This is a genomic window from Herbaspirillum sp. alder98 (genome assembly GCF_020179755.1).
GTDB lineage: Bacteria > Pseudomonadota > Gammaproteobacteria > Burkholderiales > Burkholderiaceae_D > Herbaspirillum.
On sequence record NZ_JAIUCY010000001.1, the window covers coordinates 835,675 to 854,015 of the forward strand.

An 18,341-nucleotide genomic window follows, 5' to 3' on the forward strand; every position below is an offset into this window, starting at 1 on the left:
CTTGTCTTAGATGGGCCACAGCGGCGGTTCATCCATGAGCGCGATCTGTTCGCGCAGCTCGAGGATGCGATCCTGCCAGTACCGCTGGGTATTGAACCAGGGGAAGGCGACCGGAAACGCCGGGTCGTCCCAGCGCCGGGCCAGCCAGGCCGAATAATGGATCAGGCGCAGCGTGCGCAGCGCCTCGATCAGATACAACTGGCGCGGCTCGAAGTCGCAGAAGCTCTCGTAGCCGGCCAACAGGTCAGACAACTGCCGCACCATGTCGCCGCGCTCGCCCGACAACAGCATCCACAGGTCCTGCACGGCGGGGCCGCTGCGGCTGTCGTCGAAGTCGACGAAGTGCGGGCCGGCGTCGGTCCACAGTACATTGCCGACATGACAATCGCCATGCAGGCGCAACTGCTGCACTTCGCCGGCGCGGTCGAAACAGCGCCGCACGCCATCCAGCGCATGCTGCACGGTGCTGCTCCAGGAAGCTTCGAGTTCCTTGGGAATGAAATCGTGCGACAGCAGCCAGTCGCGCGGCTCGTCGCCGAAGCTGGCGATATCGAGCGCCGGACGCTGCACGAACGGCTGCTGGGCGCCGATGGCATGGATGCGCCCGATGAAGCGACCCATCCATTCCAGCGTATCGGGGTCGTCCAGTTCGGGCGCGCGCCCGCCGTGACGGCGAAATACCGCAAAGCGAAAACCGGCATGGTGCTGCAGCGTCTTGCCATCGGCCAGCGCCAGCGCCGGCACCACCGGGATCTCGGCATCGGCCAGTTGTTGGGCGAACAAGTGTTCTTCGAGAATCTGCTCTTCGCTCCAGCGCAACGGGCGGTAGAACTTGACCACCACCGGTGGGCCCTCTTCCATGCCAACCTGGTAGACCCGGTTTTCATAGCTGTTGAGCGCCAGCAGGCGGCCGTCGCCGCGCAGCTCGACACTGTCGAGCGCATCCAGCACCAGGTCAGGCGACAGCGTTGCAAAGGAAGTAAGCCCGGCGTCGGCGCCGGAAGATGCAGTTTGATTCATGGACGCTATTGTACTGGCGTAGCGTCCTGCCAGTGCAGGCGAAACACGGGAGTCGAGCGGCCGAATGGAGTAAACTCCGGCTCCAATTGACCGCTTTCACAAAGAACACCGCCATGCAACTCGACCAGCCCCTTTCCGAGCAGGAATTCGAAGAACTCGACGATTTCCTGTTGTCCGACCGTTGTGCCGACGACGTCATGACCATGGACACCTTGAACGGCTACCTGACCGCGCTGGTCATCGGCCCGCAAGAGGTGTTGATGGCCGAATGGCTGCCGCGCGTGTGGGGCAGCCGCCTGGAAGACACGCCCAAGTTCAAGTCGGGCAAGGAAGCCGAGCGCATCACCAGCCTGATCGCGCGCAGCATGAACGAAATCGCCATCACCTTCGAGGTCGCCCCGAAGGAATACGAACCACTGTTCTGTGAACGCGAACACGAAGGCAAGCCGTTGCTGGACGCCGAGGCCTGGGCCTGGGGCTTCTGGGAAGGCATCCAACTGCGCGCGGCGCTGTGGGACGAGATCTTCCATTCCGACCTGGCCGACCTGATGCGCCCGATCTACCTGCTGGGCTCGGACGAACTCGAAGAAGAAGAGACCAAGCTCATCGATGACCCGATCAAGACGCACAAGCTGGCCATCGAGATCGAATCGGCGATCCCGCACCTGCAGCGCTACTGGGCGCCCAAGCGCAAGTCGGCGGTAGAGCAGGTGCAGCGCGACGCCCCCAAGACCGGCCGCAACGACCCCTGCCCTTGCGGTAGTGGCAAGAAGTACAAGAAATGCTGCGGGGCTGATGGCGAGGAGTAATCAAGCGTCGCCGTCCTGACTTTCGTCAGGACGGCGGTTAAATAGTTCGTCATGCCCGCACTGCGCGCGGTCCGTAACGCAAGGTCAGCAGTGTGCCCAGCGTCAGGGCGATGGCGGCGAAGATCGGTCCGCCCAGCGCGCCGACATGGTCCACCATGACGCCGCCGCCGATGGCGCCGCTGGCGATCGCGACCTGGAACGCCGCCACCAACAAGCCACCCGCGCCTTCTGCATGATCCGGCGCGGCGCGCACGATCCAGGTCTGGAAACCGACCGGGAAGGCGCCGAAGGCGAAGCCCCACAAGGTGATCGCCACCGCTGCCACCACCGCCGAGCTACCCGCCACCCACAGCGTGACCGCCAGCACGGCAATCAGCGCGCCACCGCAGACGACGGCATAACGCTCGCTGCGCTCGGCAATGAAGCCGCCGACGAAGTTGCCCAGGAAACCACCCACGCCATACCCCAGCAGGATCGCCGAGATGGTATTGACCGACAGGTGGGTGACGTTTTCCATCAGGGGACGGATATAGGTAAAGCCGGCGAAGTGACCCGAGATCACCAGCAACACCGCCAGCAAGGCCACCCGCACATCGCCCCGACCCAGCAGTTCGAACAGCACCTTCAGGTTCGGGTGATCGCGTGGCGGCAGCTTGGGGATCGCCACCACCTGCACCGCCAGCGTGATCACGCTCAGCACGCCGGCGGCGACAAAGGCGCTGCGCCAGCCCCACAGGTTACCCATGTAGGCGCCAATCGGCGCGGCGCACACGGTCGCAACAGAGACCCCGGTCAGGATCGCCGACATGGCGCGCGCAAACAGTTTTTCGGGCACCAGGCGCATGGCCAGCGCCGCCGCCATCGACCAGAAACCACCCAGCGCCACGCCCAGCATCACGCGCGACACCAGCAACACCGGCAGATTGGCGGCGGTCACCGCCAGCACGTTCGACAGCACCAGCAGCAAGGTCAACGCAATGATGACCCGCTTGCGGTCGAAATTGCGGGTCACCACCGGGATGGTCGGCGCGGCAATGGCGCCGACGATGGCGGTCGCCGTCACCGCCTGGCCGGCGGCGCCATCGGAAATGCCGAGGTCGGTGGCCATCGCGGTCAACAGGCTGGCCGGCAGGAATTCGGCCGTCACCAGGCCGAACACCCCCAGGGCCAGGCTGGCAATGCCAATCCAGTTGGCACTGTCGGGAGAAGGAAAGCCGCGGCTTTCAACAGAGGATGCGCTATGCATGGAAAACCCTTAAAACGGAATCAAGCCGGCAGTGTATGATTGCGCGATCGGACTTTCAATGCCGGTAAAATCTTAATTCATGACTTTTCGTCCCAACCTTGAGGAGCACCCCATGCCCATCGATGCCAGCACGCAAGTCCGCCCGGGCGTGGATACCCCCGACACGCTGACCGAGATCCTGCTGGGCCTGCGCCTGGATGGCGTCGAATATGGCCGCTGCGAGATGCATGAGCCCTGGGCGCTGGCATTCGGGCCCAGCCATGAGGCCCGTTTTCATTTCATCGCCCAGGGCGCTTGCTGGATGCGCACCGAAGACACCGATTGGGAACAGTTGAACGCCGGTGACGCGCTGCTGATGCCGCGCGGCACCTACCATGAACTGGCCAGTTCGCCCGAGGTCCCCGCGGTCGAGATCGATGCCATGGCACGCCGGCGGCTGTCCGACAACCTGTTCCTGGTCAAGGATGACGACAACGCGATCATGGTCGAGGGCGCGGTGGCGCCGTCGCATGTGATGTTCTGCGGCAGCATGCGCTTCAACCTGGACCCGTTGCACCCGCTGTTGATGATGATGCCGGAAGTCATGCGCGCCTGCGACCTGGCGCAACGCGACCCGGCCGTGCCGGCCCTGATCGAGGCCATGGAACGCGAAGTGACGATGGACCGCATCGGCGCCTGCGGCATCATGGCGCGACTGGCCGACGTGCTCGCCGCGACCATCATCCGGGCCTGGGTCGAATGCGCCTGCAGCGACGCCAGCGGCTGGATCGCCGCCGTGCGTTGCCCCCAGATCGGGCGCGTGCTGGCGGCGGTGCACCGGCAACCCGAGCGCGACTGGAGCGTGGCCGAACTGGCCGAAGTGATGGGGGCGTCGCGCTCGCGCTTCATCGAAAAATTCACCGGCGCGGTGGGCGAGACGCCAGCCCGTTATGTGGCGCGGGTCAAGATGTTCCAGGCACGCCAATGGATCGCCCGCGAAGGCCTGCGCGTAGCGGTGGTGGCCAACCGCCTCGGTTACGACTCGGAAGCCTCGTTCAGCCGCGCCTTCAAGCGCATCATCGGCCATCCGCCCAGCCAGGCGCGGCTGGGTTAGCCAAACGGGGTGCCCGCCAATGCAAAACGCGCCCGCAGGCGCGTTTTTAGTCCGGCAAGGCAGGGCTTATTCCTTGATGAAGTGCTCGCGGTAGTACTTCAGCTCTTCGATCGATTCCAGGATGTCGGCCAGGGCGGTGTGCATCTGGCGCTTCTTGAAACCGCTGGCCAGTTCCGGCTTCCAGCGCTTGCACAGTTCTTTCAGGGTCGACACGTCGAGGTTGCGGTAGTGGAAGAATTCTTCCAGCTTGGGCATGCCGCGCACCATGAAGCGACGGTCCTGGCAGATCGAATTGCCGCACATGGGCGACTTGCCCGATGGCACGTACTTGCGCAGGAACTCGATCAGCACCGCCTCGGCCTCGGCTTCGGTCACGGTCGACGCCTTGACCTTGTCGATCAGGCCGGAACGACCGTGGGTGCCCTTGTTCCAGGCGTCCATGCCGTCCAGCAACTCGTCGGACTGGTGCACCACGATCACCGGCCCCTGGCCGATCACGTTGAGCTGGGAATCGGTGACCACCACGGCCACTTCGATGATACGGTCCTTGTCCGGGTCGAGGCCGGTCATTTCCATATCGACCCAGACCAGGTTCAACTCGTTGGGACGGGCCGGCACGGCGTTGACTGGCGCGCCGGTTGCGTTGTCGGCTTGTGACATAATTCTTCCTTATTGATGAAAGCGGCGGATGTCCCCACTTTCAGGTTGTTCCAGGTTATTCGGTTGTTCGTGGCGCGCAAGTCAGGGTTCCGCAAGGGCATCGAACTTCCGCCATTTTCGCACAGGGAAAGCATGTCTTCACTTACGTTTTCGGTTTTGTTCGTCGCGTTTCTAGGGTTGAGCCTGGTGGTGCGTTTCTGGCTGGCGTCGCGCCACATCCGCCATGTGCTGGGCCACCGCGCTGCCGTTCCCGCCGAATTTGCCGAAAAGATTCCGCTGGCGGCCCACCAGAAGGCGGCCGACTATACCGTCGCCCGCACCAAGTTCGGCCTGGTGACCTTGCTGGTCAACGCCGCCGTATTGATCGCCTTTACCCTGCTGGGCGGCCTGCAATGGCTGTCGAGCCTGCTGCTGGCATGGACCGGCGGTCCTGACATGTGGTACCAGGTGGGACTGGTGGCGGTGTTCGGTTTCATCTCGGGGCTGGTCGACCTGCCCTTCGACTATTACCGCCAGTTCAAGCTCGAGACCCGCTTCGGCTTCAACAAGATGACGCGCGGCCTGTTCTTTGCCGATCTGCTCAAGCAGACCGCGCTGGGCATGGCGCTGGGCCTGCCGCTGCTGTGGGTGGTGCTGACCCTGATGGAACAGGCCGGCTCGCTGTGGTGGTTCTACACCTGGCTGGTGCTGAGCGGCTTCCAGTTGCTGATGCTGGTGCTGTACCCGAGCGTGATCGCGCCGCTCTTCAACAAATTCACCGCACTCGACGATGAGGGCCTGCGCCACCGCATCGAGTCGCTGATGCAGCGCGTCGGTTTTGCCTCGAAGGGCCTGTTCGTGATGGATGGTTCCAAGCGCAGCGCGCATGGCAATGCGTACTTCTCGGGCTTCGGCGCGGGCAAGCGCATCGTCTTCTTCGACACGCTGCTGGCGCGCCTGGCGCCGCACGAGATCGAAGCGGTGCTGGCGCACGAACTGGGTCACTTCAAGCTCAAGCACATCACCAAGCGCATCGTGGTGATGTTCGCCATCTCGCTGGGCTTCCTGGCGTTGCTGGGCTACCTCAAGGGGCAAGTGTGGTTCTATACCGGCCTGGGCGTGAATCCGCTGCTGTTCGGCAGCAATGATGCGATGGCGCTGATCCTGTTCATGCTGGTGCTGCCGATCTTCACCTTCCTGCTGTCGCCGCTGTCCTCGCTCAGCTCGCGCAAGCACGAATTCGAGGCCGACGCCTTCGCCGCCCAGCACACCAACGCGCAAGACCTGGTGTCGGCGCTGGTCAAGCTGTACGAAGACAATGCCTCCACCCTGACGCCCGATCCGTTGCATTCGGCCTTCTACGATTCGCACCCCCCGGCCTCGCTGCGGATCTCTCACCTGAACCTGGCGCCGCGCACTGCGGCGCAATGAACAACACCATGAGCATCTCCATCACCGAACTCGCTGGCGCACATTGCAGCCACCAGACCACCGCCTTGAGCGAGGCCGACATCCAGTCGCACCTGGCCGCGCTGCCCGAATGGCAACTCGACAATGGCAAGCTGGCGCGCCGTTTCGACTTCAAGGATTATTACCAGACCCTGGCCTTCGTCAACGCCATCGCCTGGGTGATCCACGCCGAAGACCATCATCCCGAACTGAGCGTGAGCTACAACCGCTGCGGCGTGAAGTTCGACACCCACAGCGTCAATGAAGGCCGAGGCGGCCTGTCGGTGAACGACTTCATCTGCGCCGCCAAGGTCGACGCCCTCTTCGCCCAGCGCGCGCACTGATGGCATCCAGACGACCCCAAGCCCATGGCGCGCGCCAGGCGGCCGAACTCGAATCTGGCGTAGTGATTGCCGCCCATGGACGGCATTACCTGGTGCAAGCCGGTGACCAGAAACTGCAATGCGTCACCCGTGGCAAGAAGACCGACGTCTCGGTGGGCGACCGCATCCGCTTTGCCCGCACCTCGCCCAACCAGGGCGTGGTCGAGTCGATCGATGAACGCCGCACCTTGCTGTATCGCTCGGACCAGTACAAGTCCAAGCTGCTGGCGGCCAACGTGACGCAATTGTTCATCGTGGTAGCGACCGAGCCCACCTTTGCCGACGACCTGGTGTCGCGCTCGCTGGTGGCGGCCGAATCGGCCGGCGTGGACGCCCACCTGATTCTCAACAAGACCGACATCACCGAAGCCCTGCCGCGCACCCGCGAACGACTGCAGGTGTATGCGCGCCTGGGCTATCCGGTGCACGAAGTCTCGGCCACCGCCCGCCCGGAAGACACGCGGGCGCTGTTCATGCCACTGCTGACCGGACAGAGCACCATCCTGATCGGGCAATCGGGCATGGGCAAGTCGTCGATCATCAACCTGATCATCCCCGACGCCGACATCGCCGTGCGCGAGATCTCGGCCGCCCTCGACACCGGCAAGCACACCACCACCTTCACCCGCCTGTACCAGATGGACGAAGGCGCCAGCATCATCGATTCGCCCGGCTTCCAGGAATTCGGCCTGTACCAGTTGAGCGAAGGCATGCTGGAGCGTGCCTTCCGTGACTTCAGGCCGCACCTGGGCCACTGTCGATTCTATAACTGCCATCACCTCACCGAGCCCGATTGTGCGGTGCTGGCAGCGGTCAAGACGGGCGAGATCGCGCCCATGCGTCACCAGTTGTATGCGCAACTGGTGCATGAGTCGTCACAAACCCTTTATTGAAGCCTAGAACCGGTACGCCATCGTCAGCGTAAAGCTGCGTGGCGCACCCGGCATGATCTGCGCCAGGCCGGTGGCGCTGGCCGCGTAGCCACGATTGGTGAGATTGATCGCGGCCAGCGTGATCTCGGCCTGGCGCAGGCGATAGCCGATCTTGCCGTCCCAGCGCACATAGCCAGGCAGCTCCAGCAGATTGTCGCGGTCGGCATAACGCGCGCCCTCATGCACCACCCCACTCTCGGCAAACATCCCCTGCGGCGGCGCAAAGCCGATGAACAGGCTGCCGCCGGTGCCGGACACGCCGGTCGATCGCTTACCGGTGAAGCGCTGCTCGGCCTCGACGATGCGCGCATTCTGGCGCGTAACGCCGCTGCGGATGAACCAGTGGCGCGCCAGCTCGCCCTTCACGCTCAATTCGACGCCGCGATTGCGCTCCAGCCCGGTCAGGTAAAACATGGTCGGCACCACCGGGTCGGCCACCGCGCGGTTGTACAGGTCAAGCTGGAACCATGACAGCGTCGAACTCAACCTGCCGTCCAGCCAGTCGCTCTTGAGCCCGGTCTCGAGCTGCTTCGAATATTGCGGTCCCAGGTCGTTGGCATTGCCCCTGGCATCGGGCGTGATGCCGATGGTGTCGCCGCCGACCGGCGCAAAATTCTTGCTGGTGGACGCATACAGGCTGTGCCCGGGTAGCGCTTCCCACACCACGCCGATGCGCGGGCTCAGGACCGATGACGAGCGTTGCGAACGCAGGTGGCGTAGCTGGTTGGTGGAATCGATCTCGAAACGGTCCCAGCGCAGGCCGGCCAGCAATTTCCACTGCTGGCCCAGGCTCAATTGGTCCTGCACATACAGCGCCTGGCCGGTGGCGCGATGGCTGTTGCTGGCGAAAGGCCGATTGGCCGCGCCGCTGCCGGGACGCGTGTCGGGGCCATGTAGCGCCACCGGCGCCGCCGCCCCCGCCCACAGTCGGGGCTCACGTCTCTGCCAGCTGTATTCGACGCCAATCAGCAGCTCGTGACTGAGGGCGGCGCCTTTGATCTGGCCCTGCAATTCGAGGTTGGTCTGCAGGTTGCGCTGCTGCATGTGCTGCACGAAGCGGGCGCGCTGGACGCGATTGAAATCGCGCGGCGTCGACACATAGGGCTGGGTGACGAAGGTGTTGTCGAAGCGGCTGTCGAGATCCAGCAGGCTCATCGACTGCCGCACCTGCCAGGATGCATCCAGCCGATGCGAGAAGCTGGAGCGCAGGTTGAGATTGGTGTCGCGCACGAAATCGCGCCCTGCGGCGCCATAGAAAGTATCGGCTGAAGCCGGCGGCAGGCGATAGGCCAGCGGCGCACCGCTGGCGCTGCTGCGGCTGACTTGCGCCGGCATGCCGCGATCGGGCACCCGTTCGGATTGCTGGTATTCGGCCTGCAGCAACCAGCTGCTGCGACCGTCTTCCCACTTCAGCGACGGCGCGACATATTGGCGCGTACTGTCGACCTCACGGCGAAAGCTGTCGGCCCGCTCGCGTCCGACATTGATACGCATGCTCCATTGTTCACCCAGCGGACGGTTGATGTCGGCCGCCACGCCGAGGCGACCGAAGCTGCCCCAGCTGGTCGATACGCTGGCGAAGGCTTCGCGCCCCGGTTGCTTGCTGATGCGGTTGATCACCCCGCCGCCGCCGCCGCGACCGTACAGCACCGCCGCCGGTCCCTTGAGCACCTCGATACGCTCGATATTGCCCAGCCCGCGCACGTACTGCGCGTCATCGCGCATGCCATCCAGCAGCAGGTCTCCGGCATTGGAGAACCCGCGCAGCCGGAATGCATCAAAGCGCGTATCCGAAACGTTCGAGACGCCCGGCACGCCGGCCAGGGCATCGGCCAGGTCGCGCCCGCCGTAGGACATCGTCTGCTCGACCGATACGCTGTCGACGACTTGCGGCACATCGCGCTCGCGCGCCTCGGTGCGGGTGGCGGTGCCGACGCTGGCCGGACGCGGATCGTAATGGCTGCGCTGGCCGGACACCTCGATGCGCGGCAGCCGGGAATCGGCTTCTGCCTGGCTGTCCTCGGCCAGCACTGGGGCCGTGAACAGCGAAGAAACGGCCAGCGCCATCAGCTTGTGACGGCGCGGTGAAGCACGATATGGAGACATGGAAAAATGCGCAGGAGCTGCGTCTTGTTGAAGAAAGGAGCGGCAATTCTAGGTGCGCCGCAAGCCGCGATTTGCATGTCGACCGGCGCCGACTGCGGGTTCCCGCGATTAATCGCGAATCATCCGGGCAATGATTGAAGAGTCACCAGATCGCACTCGAAAGCCTTTAGAAAGTTAATTTATTGTCATCATGAGACCCACCAATCCCGAGGCACGAACGAAGCTCCGGACCCAAGCTTTCCGGCGAGCAACCCTGCAGGGTATCTTTTTGCCCTGAATCCCTTATAATCCAAGCAGTTATAACGATCGGCGGCAGGCGCCAGCTTGGCCGCCGTTTTCATTTATGGCCATCAAACACTACTTAAAATTTTCCGACTTTACGCTTGATGAATACGACTACGTGATTGAGCGTTCTCGTGTGATCAAACGTAAATTCAAGAATTACGAACCGCACCACACGCTGGCAGACCGTACGCTGGTGATGGTGTTCGAAAAGAATTCCACCCGCACCCGGCTGTCCTTCGAAGCCGGCATGCACCAGATGGGTGGCGCCGCCATCTACCTCAATACCCGCGACAGCCAGCTGGGTCGTGGCGAGCCGGTGGAAGATGCGGCCCAGGTCATGTCGCGCATGTGCGACGTGATCATGATCCGCACCTATGGCCAGGACATCATCGAACGCTTCGCCGCCCATTCGCGGGTGCCGGTGATCAATGGCCTGACCAACGAGCAACACCCCTGCCAGGTGCTGGCCGACGTGTTCACCTTCATCGAACAGCGCGGCAGCATCCAGGGCAAGATCGTGGCCTGGGTCGGCGACGCCAACAACATGCTGTACTCGTGGCTGCAGGCGGCCGAGGTGTTCGGCTTCCATGTCAATGTCTCGACCCCCAAGGGGTATGACATCGATCCGGCGCAAGTCACCCCGGGCAACAGCCATTACACCTTCTTTGCCAATCCGTCCGATGCCTGCCAGGACGCCGATCTGGTCACCACCGACGTGTGGACCAGCATGGGCTTCGAGGACGAGAACGCGGCGCGCCTGAAGGCCTTCGACGGCTGGATCGTCGACGGCCCCAAGATGGCGCGCGCCAAGAAGGACGCGCTCTTCATGCACTGCCTGCCGGCGCACCGGGGCGAAGAAGTGGCCGCCGAAGTCATCGACGGTCCGCAATCGGTGGTCTGGGAAGAGGCCGAAAACCGCCTGCATGTGCAAAAGGCGCTGCTCGAATACCTGGTGCACGGCAAGTTCGACTGAGCCGCGCACTGCAATCACTGTCATCAACACCATCGCAATCGTCTAGATCATGTCCAACATCCTGCAATCCGTTCCGGTCAAACAAAAAGTAGGCATCGCCTTTTCGGGCGGCCTTGATACCAGCGCCGCATTGACCTGGATGCGCCAGAAAGGCGCCATTCCTTACGCCTACACCGCCAACCTGGGCCAGCCGGACGAACCCGACTACGACGAAATCCCGAAGAAGGCATTGCAATACGGCGCCGAACTGGCGCGCCTGATCGACTGCCGCGAGCAACTGGCCACCGAAGGCATCGCAGCGCTGCAAAGCGGCGCCTTCCACATCTCGACCGCCGGCGTGACCTACTTCAACACCACCCCGCTGGGCCGTGCCGTGACCGGCACCATGCTGGTGGCAGCGATGCGCGAAGACAATGTCGACATCTGGGGCGACGGCAGCACCTTCAAGGGCAACGACATCGAGCGCTTCTATCGCTACGGTCTGCTGGTGAACCCCAACCTGAAGATCTACAAGCCGTGGCTGGACAACACCTTCATCGATGAACTGGGCGGCCGCAAGGAAATGTCCGAGTTCATGATCAAGTCGGGCTTCGACTACAAGATGTCGGTCGAGAAAGCTTATTCGACCGACTCGAACATGCTGGGCGCGACCCACGAAGCGAAGGACCTGGAGTTCCTCAACAGCGGCATCAAGATCGTGCAACCCATCATGGGCGTGGCGTTCTGGCGCGACGAAGTCGAGGTCAAGCGCGAAGAAGTGACGGTGCGCTTCGAAGAAGGCCGTCCGGTGGCGCTGAACGGCCAGACCTTCGAGAACCTGACCGACCTGATCCTGGAAGCCAACCGCATCGGCGGCCGTCATGGGCTGGGCATGAGCGACCAGATCGAGAACCGCATCATCGAAGCCAAGAGCCGCGGCATCTACGAAGCCCCGGGCCTGGCGCTGTTGTTCATCGCCTACGAGCGCCTGCTCACCGGCATCCACAACGAAGACACCATCGAGCAGTACCGCGACAACGGCCGCAAGCTGGGTCGCCTGCTGTACCAGGGCCGCTGGTTCGACTCGCAGGCGATCATGCTGCGCGAAAGCGCGCAGCGCTGGGTGGCGCGCGCCATCACCGGCGAAGTGACCATCGAACTGCGTCGCGGCAATGACTACTCGATCCTCAACACCGAGTCGGCCAACCTGACCTACCACCCCGAGCGCCTGACCATGGAAAAGGGCGAAGGCGCGTTCTCGCCGGTGGACCGTATCGGCCAGTTGACCATGCGCAACCTGGACATCGCCGACACCCGCCAGAAGCTCTCGATCTACCAGAGCACCGGCCTGTTGGACACCAGCACTGCGGTTTCGCTGCCGCTGCTGGACAAGGACACCAAGTAATCGCCGTCAACCCAACCGATCAGGAAATTCGATGAGCACTCAGTTCGACAACGTCACCGTCCTCAAGAAGGGCAATGTCTATTTCGATGGCAAGTGTGTCTCGCACACCGTGCTGCTGGCCGATGGCACCAAGAAGACGCTGGGCGTGATCCTGCCGTCGTCGCTCAACTTCGGTACCGCCTCGCCCGAGATCATGGAAATCGTCGGCGGCAGCTGCCGCGTGCGGCTCAAGGGCGAAGAAGCATGGAACACCTATGGCGCCGGCACCCAGTTCAGCGTTCCCGCCAATTCGAGCTTCGATATCGAAGTCACCGAAACGGTGGATTACGTATGCCACTACGGCTGACCGCTGGCGCGGTCATGCAATGAAAAACGCCGGCAGATGCCGGCGTTTTTCATGCTCGTCTGTTTTATCAGATTAAACAAACACCGGTTCCGGCTCCAGCCAGACGCCGAACCTGCCATGCACATCCTGCCGGATCGCCTCGGCCAGCGCGGCGATCTCGGCGCCGCTGGCGCCGCCGCGATTGACCAGCACCAGCGCCTGCTTCTCGTACACGCCGGCCGCGCCCAGCGACCTGCCCTTCCAGCCGCATTGATCGATCAGCCAGCCGGCTGCCAGCTTGTAGCTGCCGTCGGGCTGGCGATAACTGACCAGCGTTGCGTGCTGTGCCGCCAGGCCATCGCGCAATGCGGCCTCGACAATAGGGTTCTTGAAGAAACTGCCGGCATTGCCGATCTGCGCCGGGTCGGGCAGCTTGCGCTGTCGAATGGCGATGACGGCCGCGGCGATATCGGCCGGGCCCGGTTCTGCGATGCCGGCCAGCGCCTGCGCCACGTCGGCGTAGGCGGCGTTGGCCTGCCAGCGCCGGGGCAACGCAAAGGTCACGTCGAGCACCACTGCACGGTCACGCAGCGCGTGCTTGAAGACGCTGTCGCGGTAGCCGAAGCGGCAGGCGGCGCCATCGAGCTGAATCGATTCGCCGCTGACGAAATCGAATGCGCTCAGCGAATGGAATCGGTCCTTGATCTCGATACCGTAGGCGCCGATGTTCTGGATCGGCGCGGCGCCCACGCTGCCGGGAATGAGCGACAGGTTTTCCAGCCCGCCCAGGCCCTGCGCCAGCGTCCATTGCACCAGCCCGTGCCAGCTCTCGCCGGCGGCGGCGCGCACATAGGTGAAGTCGTCGTCCTGGCCGACCACTTCGATGCCGCGACTGCGCATGTGCAGCACCAGGCCCGGATGATCGCGCACAAACAGGAGATTGCTGCCGCCGCCCAGCACCAGGCGCGGCAGGCCCGCCAGTTCAGGATTGGCGCGCACGGCACGCAGGGTATCGACGCCATCGACGGCGACGTAGACCTGCGCGCGGGCATCGATGCCGAACGTATTGAGGGTGCGCAACGAAAAGTCGCGCTGCAGAGGGATCGGAAACATAAGCCCGCGATTATAGCCGCTGGCGCCAAGCGCCAGTCGACGATGGCGGGACGCGACACAGTCCGTTAAAATCTCGCTGGTACGCAGGCCCTTCCGGCCAGCCGCAACAATATAAGGATAAAGCCATGCCCTCTTTCGATACCGTCTGCGAAGCCAACCTGGTCGAGGTCAAGAATGCCGTCGAACAGGCCAACAAGGAAATCACCACCCGCTTCGACTTCAAGGGCACCGATGCCCGCGTCGAGCAGAAAGAGCGTGAGTTGACCGCCTTCGCCGATTCCGACTTCCAGCTCAGCCAGGTGCGCGATGTACTGACCAACAAGATGACCAAGCGCAACGTCGACGTGCGCTTCCTCGATGAAGGCAAGATCGAGAAGATCGGCGGCGACAAGGTCAAGCAGGTGATCAAGGTCAAGAACGGCATCGAGAGCGATGATGCCAAGAAGATCGTGCGCGTCGTCAAGGACAGCAAGATGAAGGTGCAGGCCAGCATCCAGGGCGATGCCGTGCGCATCACCGGCGCCAAGCGCGACGACCTGCAGGCGGCCATGGCGCTGCTGCGCAAGGAGATCAAGGACCTGCCGCTGGAATTCAACAACTTCCGCGACTGATCTGGTCGCCCGTTAAAAAAAAGCGCCGGCAGATTTCAGATCTGCCGGCGCTTTTTTCATGCATCGCGCAATCAGGCCGCGTTGCGTTCACCGACCAGACGGCGCTGCTTGACCGAGTCAGCCAGGCCCTTGAGCACTTGCAGGCTTTCTTCCCAGTTGATGCAACCGTCCGTCACCGATTGGCCATAGACCAGTTCCTTGCCCGGCACCAGATCCTGGCGCCCCGCCACCAGGTGCGATTCGACCATGACACCGACGATGCGGGTATCGCCGGCGGCGACCTGGACGCCAATGTCGGCGCACACCGGAATCTGGTTCTCCGGCTTCTTCGAGCTGTTGGCGTGCGAGGCATCGATCATCAGGCGCGCTGCCAGGCCGCTCTTGGCGATATCCTGGCAGGCGGCATCGACGCTGGCGGCGTCATAGTTGGGCACCTTGCCGCCGCGCAGGATGATGTGGCAATCCTCGTTGCCGGCGGTGGAGACGATGGCCGAATGGCCGCCCTTGGTCACCGACAGGAAATGGTGCGGCTGCGATGCGGCCTTGATGGCGTCAACCGCGATCTTGACGTTGCCATCGGTGCCGTTCTTGAAACCGACCGGGCACGACAGTCCCGACGCCAGTTCGCGGTGCACCTGCGACTCGGTGGTACGGGCGCCGATCGCGCCCCAGCTGATCAGGTCGGCGATGTACTGCGGGCTGATCACGTCGAGGAACTCGGTGCCGGCCGGCAGACCCAGCTCGTTGATGTTGAGCAGCAATTCGCGGGCCGCGCGCAGGCCATCGTTGATGCGGAAACTGTTATCCATGTACGGATCGTTGATCAGGCCCTTCCAGCCCACCGTGGTGCGGGGCTTTTCGAAATAGACGCGCATGACGATCTCGAGCTCGCCCTTGTGGCGTTCACGCTCGACCACCAGGCGACGCGCATATTCCATGGCGGCCTTGGTGTCGTGGATCGAGCAGGGCCCGATCACCACCATCAGGCGGTCATCCTGGCCGTGCAGTATGCGATGCAATGCGGTGCGTGCCTCGGCAGTGGTGTTTTCCACTTTTTCGGAGCAGGCAAACTCGCGGATCAAATGCGAAGGAGGAAGCAGTTCTTTCATTTCTCGGATACGAAGATCGTCAGTGCGCGGCATTTTTTCTCCAGTTTGCTCTCTTGGAATCGACCAAAAAAAAACCGCCATCACGGGCGGTTTTTTTAGAAATTCGGTTTTGTCTTTTTACGAACGCTTACCGCTTTTCACCGCCGTGGGGCTGGAATAGCTAAAGTAAAAGTAAAAGAAATAAGCGCGGAACAAAGACATGGCTATCGTTATGGTTAAAACGGTATTCGGTGATAGTGCTACAAATCTCCACATTTGGCAAGCGACAAGCCGAATTGCTTAAATGGGACGTTTTCACACAAATTATTCATTAACCAAATTGAAAATGAATAAATTACTCTTAATACGATAATCTAAACGTCATAAACACAATAAAAAACCATGGCACATGCATCCATTGTTGGTGCATACCGGTGAAATCAATTGTGGCGCAGCTACAAATAGTGCCCCTGAAAAGCAAAAACCGCCGGGACAACCGACGGTTTCTGCTCAACGTGCATCTGCGGCAATCGATCAGCCGGTGCCACCTACGGTGACGCCATCGATACGCAAGGTAGGCTGGCCCACCCCCACCGGCACGCTCTGGCCTTCCTTGCCACACACGCCCACGCCGGAATCGAGACGCATGTCATTGCCGATCATCGACACCCGGTTGAGCACGTCGGGACCGTTGCCGATCAAGGTGGCGCCCTTGACCGGGTAAGTGATCTTGCCGTCTTCGATCATGTAGGCCTCGCTGGCCGAGAACACGAACTTGCCGTTGGTGATATCGACCTGGCCGCCGCCGAAGTTGACCGCATACAGACCGTTCTTGACCGACGCCAGGATCTCTTCCGGGTGACGATCGCCGGCCAGCATGTAGGTGTTGGTCATGCGCGGCATCGGCAGGTGCGCAAACGACTCGCGACGCGCATTGCCGGTCACCGGCATCTTCATCAGGCGCGCATTCATGGTGTCCTGCATGTAGCCCTTGAGGATGCCGTCCTCGATCAGGGTCGTGCATTGTGTGGCGTTGCCCTCGTCGTCGACGTTGAGCGAACCACGGCGGTCGGCGATGGTGCCGTCGTCCACCACGGTCACGCCCTTGGCCGCGACGCGCTCGCCGATGCGGCCCGAGAAGGTGCTCGATCCCTTGCGGTTGAAATCGCCTTCCAGGCCGTGGCCGATCGCTTCATGCAACAGCACGCCGGGCCAGCCGGGGCCGAGCACGACCGTCATCGGGCCGGCCGGGGCCGGGCGCGAATCGAGGTTGACCAGCGCCACGGACACTGCTTCGGAGGCGTATTGCTCCAGCAGGTCATCGGTGAAATAGGCATAGTTGTAACGACCGCCGCCACCGCTGCTGCCGATCTCGCGACGGCCATTCTGTTCGGCGATGACGGTGACCGATACCCGCACCAGCGGGCGGATGTCGGCGGCCAGCACGCCATCGGCACGCGCCACCAGCACCACGTCGTACTCGCCGGAAAGGCTGGCCATGACCTGCACCACGCGCGGATCCTTGGCGCGGGCGATGCGCTCGACGCGCTCCAGCAGCTTGACCTTGGCGGTGGCATCGAGCGAATTGAGCGGATCGTGCGGCAGATACAGCGCGCGGCTGCCTGCCGGGATCATCGAGCCGGCCACCTTGACCCGGCCAGCGCCCTGGCGCGCAATGCTGCGCGTGGCGGCGGCCGCTTCCATCAGGGCACGCTCGGAGATTTCGTCGGAATAGGAAAATGCGGTCTTGTCGCCCGACACCGCACGCACGCCCACCCCTTGATCGATCGAGAAGCTGCCAGTCTTGACGATGCCTTCTTCCAGGCTCCAGCCTTCGCTCTTGGTAAATTGGAAGTACAGGTCGGCATAGTCGACCTTATGGCTGAACATGCTGCCCAGCGCCTTGAGCAGGGCCGACTCGTCCAACCCGAAAGGCGTCAGCAGCACGTCGCGCGCGACTTGCAACGCGCCCATATTCGGTTCAAATAATTTCATGGTGTCTTCTGGCAATGGCGTCGGCCGGAACCGGCGCCGATAAAAACGTTGGCATTGGGCAAATCGCCCTCAAAGCTTGCGGTGGCGCAATGCCGGCAAACTCTCCCGGACGTATTGTAGACGATGGGGGTCAATGTCGCCGATCACAAGTCCCTCGCCTTCGGGCAATACCGCCACCACCTCGCCCCACGGATCGACCAGCATGCTGTGGCCCCAGGTGCGCCGTCCATTGACATGCAAGCCGCCCTGGGCCGAGGCCAGCACGTAGCACTGGTTTTCGATGGCACGGGCGCGCAGCAGCAATTCCCAGTGCGCCTGGCCGGTGGTGTAAGTGAAGGCGGCCGGCATCACGATCAGGGCGCAATCGCCCATGGCGCGGTACAGCTCGGGAAAGCGCAGGTCATAACAGACCGACAACCCGACCCGGCCGAACGGCGCCTCGAAGGTGGCGACCTGGCTGCCATGCTCGATGGTGCGGGCCTCGTCGAAGTTGTCTTCGCCGCGCGAAAAATTGAACAGGTGGATCTTGTCGTAGCGCGCCACGCGCTGGCCCTGGGGGTCAAAGACCAGCGAGGTGTTGAGCACCTTGTCGGCACTGCTGGCGACCATCGGCAGGGTGCCGCCGATCAGCCACACGCCGTGCTGGCGCGCCAGCTGCGCCATGCATGACTGGATCGGACCAGGCGCATCGGTTTCGGCGTGGCCCAGCTTGTCGCGTTCGTGCCGCCCCAGGATGGGCCAGTATTCGGGCAACAAGACCAATTGGGCGCCCTGCGCTGCCGCCTGGCCCACCAGCCGTGCGGCGCTCTCTAGGTTCTGCTCGACCTCCGGGGTCGAGACCATCTGGATCGCGGCTATCTTGAAGGGCTGGGTCATGTCGTGTCTCGTAA

17 protein-coding genes are annotated in these 18,341 nt (G+C 62.8%); 9 read left to right on the top strand and 8 right to left on the bottom strand.

The genetic code is table 11. The features are described 5' to 3' along the window. Window positions 1-6: 6 nt before the first annotated feature. Complete coding sequence (locus LBW87_RS03910; protein WP_225200112.1) at window positions 7-1,020, bottom strand: serine/threonine protein kinase; 1,014 nt, start codon at window positions 1,018-1,020, stop codon at window positions 7-9. A gap of 113 nt (window positions 1,021-1,133) precedes the next feature. Here LBW87_RS03910 and LBW87_RS03915 point away from each other — a divergent pair, with 113 nt between their 5' ends. Next, window positions 1,134-1,829, top strand: coding sequence for a UPF0149 family protein (locus LBW87_RS03915; protein WP_225200113.1), 696 nt, complete (start codon window positions 1,134-1,136; stop codon window positions 1,827-1,829). A 49-nt stretch (window positions 1,830-1,878) separates the two neighbouring features. On the opposite strand, the gene LBW87_RS03920 is transcribed toward LBW87_RS03915, so the two are convergent. Continuing rightward, window positions 1,879-3,075, bottom strand: coding sequence for an MFS transporter (locus LBW87_RS03920; protein WP_225200114.1), 1,197 nt, complete (start codon window positions 3,073-3,075; stop codon window positions 1,879-1,881). A 112-nt stretch (window positions 3,076-3,187) separates the two neighbouring features. Here LBW87_RS03920 and LBW87_RS03925 point away from each other — a divergent pair, with 112 nt between their 5' ends. After that, the gene (locus tag LBW87_RS03925) at window positions 3,188-4,168 is read left to right on the top strand and encodes an AraC family transcriptional regulator (RefSeq protein ID WP_225200115.1); all 981 of its coding nucleotides are present in this window, start codon (window positions 3,188-3,190) and stop codon (window positions 4,166-4,168) included. A 66-nt stretch (window positions 4,169-4,234) separates the two neighbouring features. Here LBW87_RS03925 and orn read toward each other — a convergent pair whose 3' ends face one another. Beyond that, window positions 4,235-4,828, bottom strand: a complete 594-nt coding sequence (orn, locus tag LBW87_RS03930; protein WP_225200116.1) for an oligoribonuclease — start codon at window positions 4,826-4,828, stop codon at window positions 4,235-4,237. A 132-nt stretch (window positions 4,829-4,960) separates the two neighbouring features. On the opposite strand from orn, the gene LBW87_RS03935 reads away from it, so the two are divergent. The 3 genes from LBW87_RS03935 to rsgA are packed head-to-tail and all read left to right on the top strand — an operon-like array spanning window position 4,961 to window position 7,532. Further along, window positions 4,961-6,238 (top strand): M48 family metallopeptidase, encoded by a 1,278-nt coding sequence (locus LBW87_RS03935; protein WP_225200117.1) that lies wholly within the window; start codon window positions 4,961-4,963, stop codon window positions 6,236-6,238. 8 nt (window positions 6,239-6,246) lie between these two features. After that, window positions 6,247-6,600, top strand: a complete 354-nt coding sequence (locus LBW87_RS03940; RefSeq protein ID WP_225200118.1) for a 4a-hydroxytetrahydrobiopterin dehydratase — start codon at window positions 6,247-6,249, stop codon at window positions 6,598-6,600. After that, complete coding sequence (gene rsgA, locus LBW87_RS03945; RefSeq protein ID WP_225200119.1) at window positions 6,600-7,532, top strand: ribosome small subunit-dependent GTPase A; 933 nt, start codon at window positions 6,600-6,602, stop codon at window positions 7,530-7,532. Before LBW87_RS03940 ends, rsgA begins: the two co-directional genes overlap by 1 nt. Window positions 7,533-7,535: 3 nt before the next feature. On the opposite strand, the gene LBW87_RS03950 is transcribed toward rsgA, so the two are convergent. Then, window positions 7,536-9,677 (bottom strand): TonB-dependent receptor, encoded by a 2,142-nt coding sequence (locus LBW87_RS03950; protein ID WP_225200120.1) that lies wholly within the window; start codon window positions 9,675-9,677, stop codon window positions 7,536-7,538. Window positions 9,678-10,020: 343 nt separating this feature from the next. Here LBW87_RS03950 and argF point away from each other — a divergent pair, with 343 nt between their 5' ends. The 3 genes from argF to LBW87_RS03965 are packed head-to-tail and all read left to right on the top strand — an operon-like array spanning window position 10,021 to window position 12,665. After that, on the top strand, window positions 10,021-10,935 hold the full coding sequence (gene argF, locus LBW87_RS03955) for an ornithine carbamoyltransferase (RefSeq protein WP_225200121.1): 915 nt from the start codon (window positions 10,021-10,023) through the stop codon (window positions 10,933-10,935). A gap of 49 nt (window positions 10,936-10,984) precedes the next feature. Next, the gene (gene argG / locus LBW87_RS03960; RefSeq protein ID WP_225200122.1) at window positions 10,985-12,319 is read left to right on the top strand and encodes an argininosuccinate synthase; all 1,335 of its coding nucleotides are present in this window, start codon (window positions 10,985-10,987) and stop codon (window positions 12,317-12,319) included. 31 nt (window positions 12,320-12,350) lie between these two features. Then, entirely contained in the window at window positions 12,351-12,665 is a 315-nt protein-coding gene (locus tag LBW87_RS03965; protein WP_225200123.1) for a pyrimidine/purine nucleoside phosphorylase, read from the top strand. Window positions 12,666-12,737: 72 nt separating this feature from the next. Here LBW87_RS03965 and murB read toward each other — a convergent pair whose 3' ends face one another. Beyond that, window positions 12,738-13,757, bottom strand: a complete 1,020-nt coding sequence (gene murB / locus LBW87_RS03970; RefSeq protein ID WP_225200124.1) for a UDP-N-acetylmuramate dehydrogenase — start codon at window positions 13,755-13,757, stop codon at window positions 12,738-12,740. Between the two features lie 125 nt (window positions 13,758-13,882). Between murB and LBW87_RS03975 the strand changes: the two genes are divergently transcribed. After that, window positions 13,883-14,368, top strand: coding sequence for a YajQ family cyclic di-GMP-binding protein (locus tag LBW87_RS03975; RefSeq protein WP_008115096.1), 486 nt, complete (start codon window positions 13,883-13,885; stop codon window positions 14,366-14,368). Window positions 14,369-14,439: 71 nt separating this feature from the next. On the opposite strand, the gene aroG is transcribed toward LBW87_RS03975, so the two are convergent. The 3 genes from aroG to LBW87_RS03990 form a co-directional block, all read right to left on the bottom strand. Next, the gene (aroG, locus tag LBW87_RS03980) at window positions 14,440-15,510 is read right to left on the bottom strand and encodes a 3-deoxy-7-phosphoheptulonate synthase AroG (protein WP_225200125.1); all 1,071 of its coding nucleotides are present in this window, start codon (window positions 15,508-15,510) and stop codon (window positions 14,440-14,442) included. 480 nt (window positions 15,511-15,990) lie between these two features. Beyond that, window positions 15,991-17,451 (bottom strand): metalloprotease TldD, encoded by a 1,461-nt coding sequence (gene tldD / locus LBW87_RS03985; RefSeq protein ID WP_225200126.1) that lies wholly within the window; start codon window positions 17,449-17,451, stop codon window positions 15,991-15,993. Between the two features lie 69 nt (window positions 17,452-17,520). Continuing rightward, a complete protein-coding gene (locus LBW87_RS03990; protein ID WP_225200127.1) occupies window positions 17,521-18,327 on the bottom strand; it encodes a carbon-nitrogen hydrolase family protein in 807 nt (268 codons plus the stop codon). Window positions 18,328-18,341: the final 14 nt, after the last annotated feature.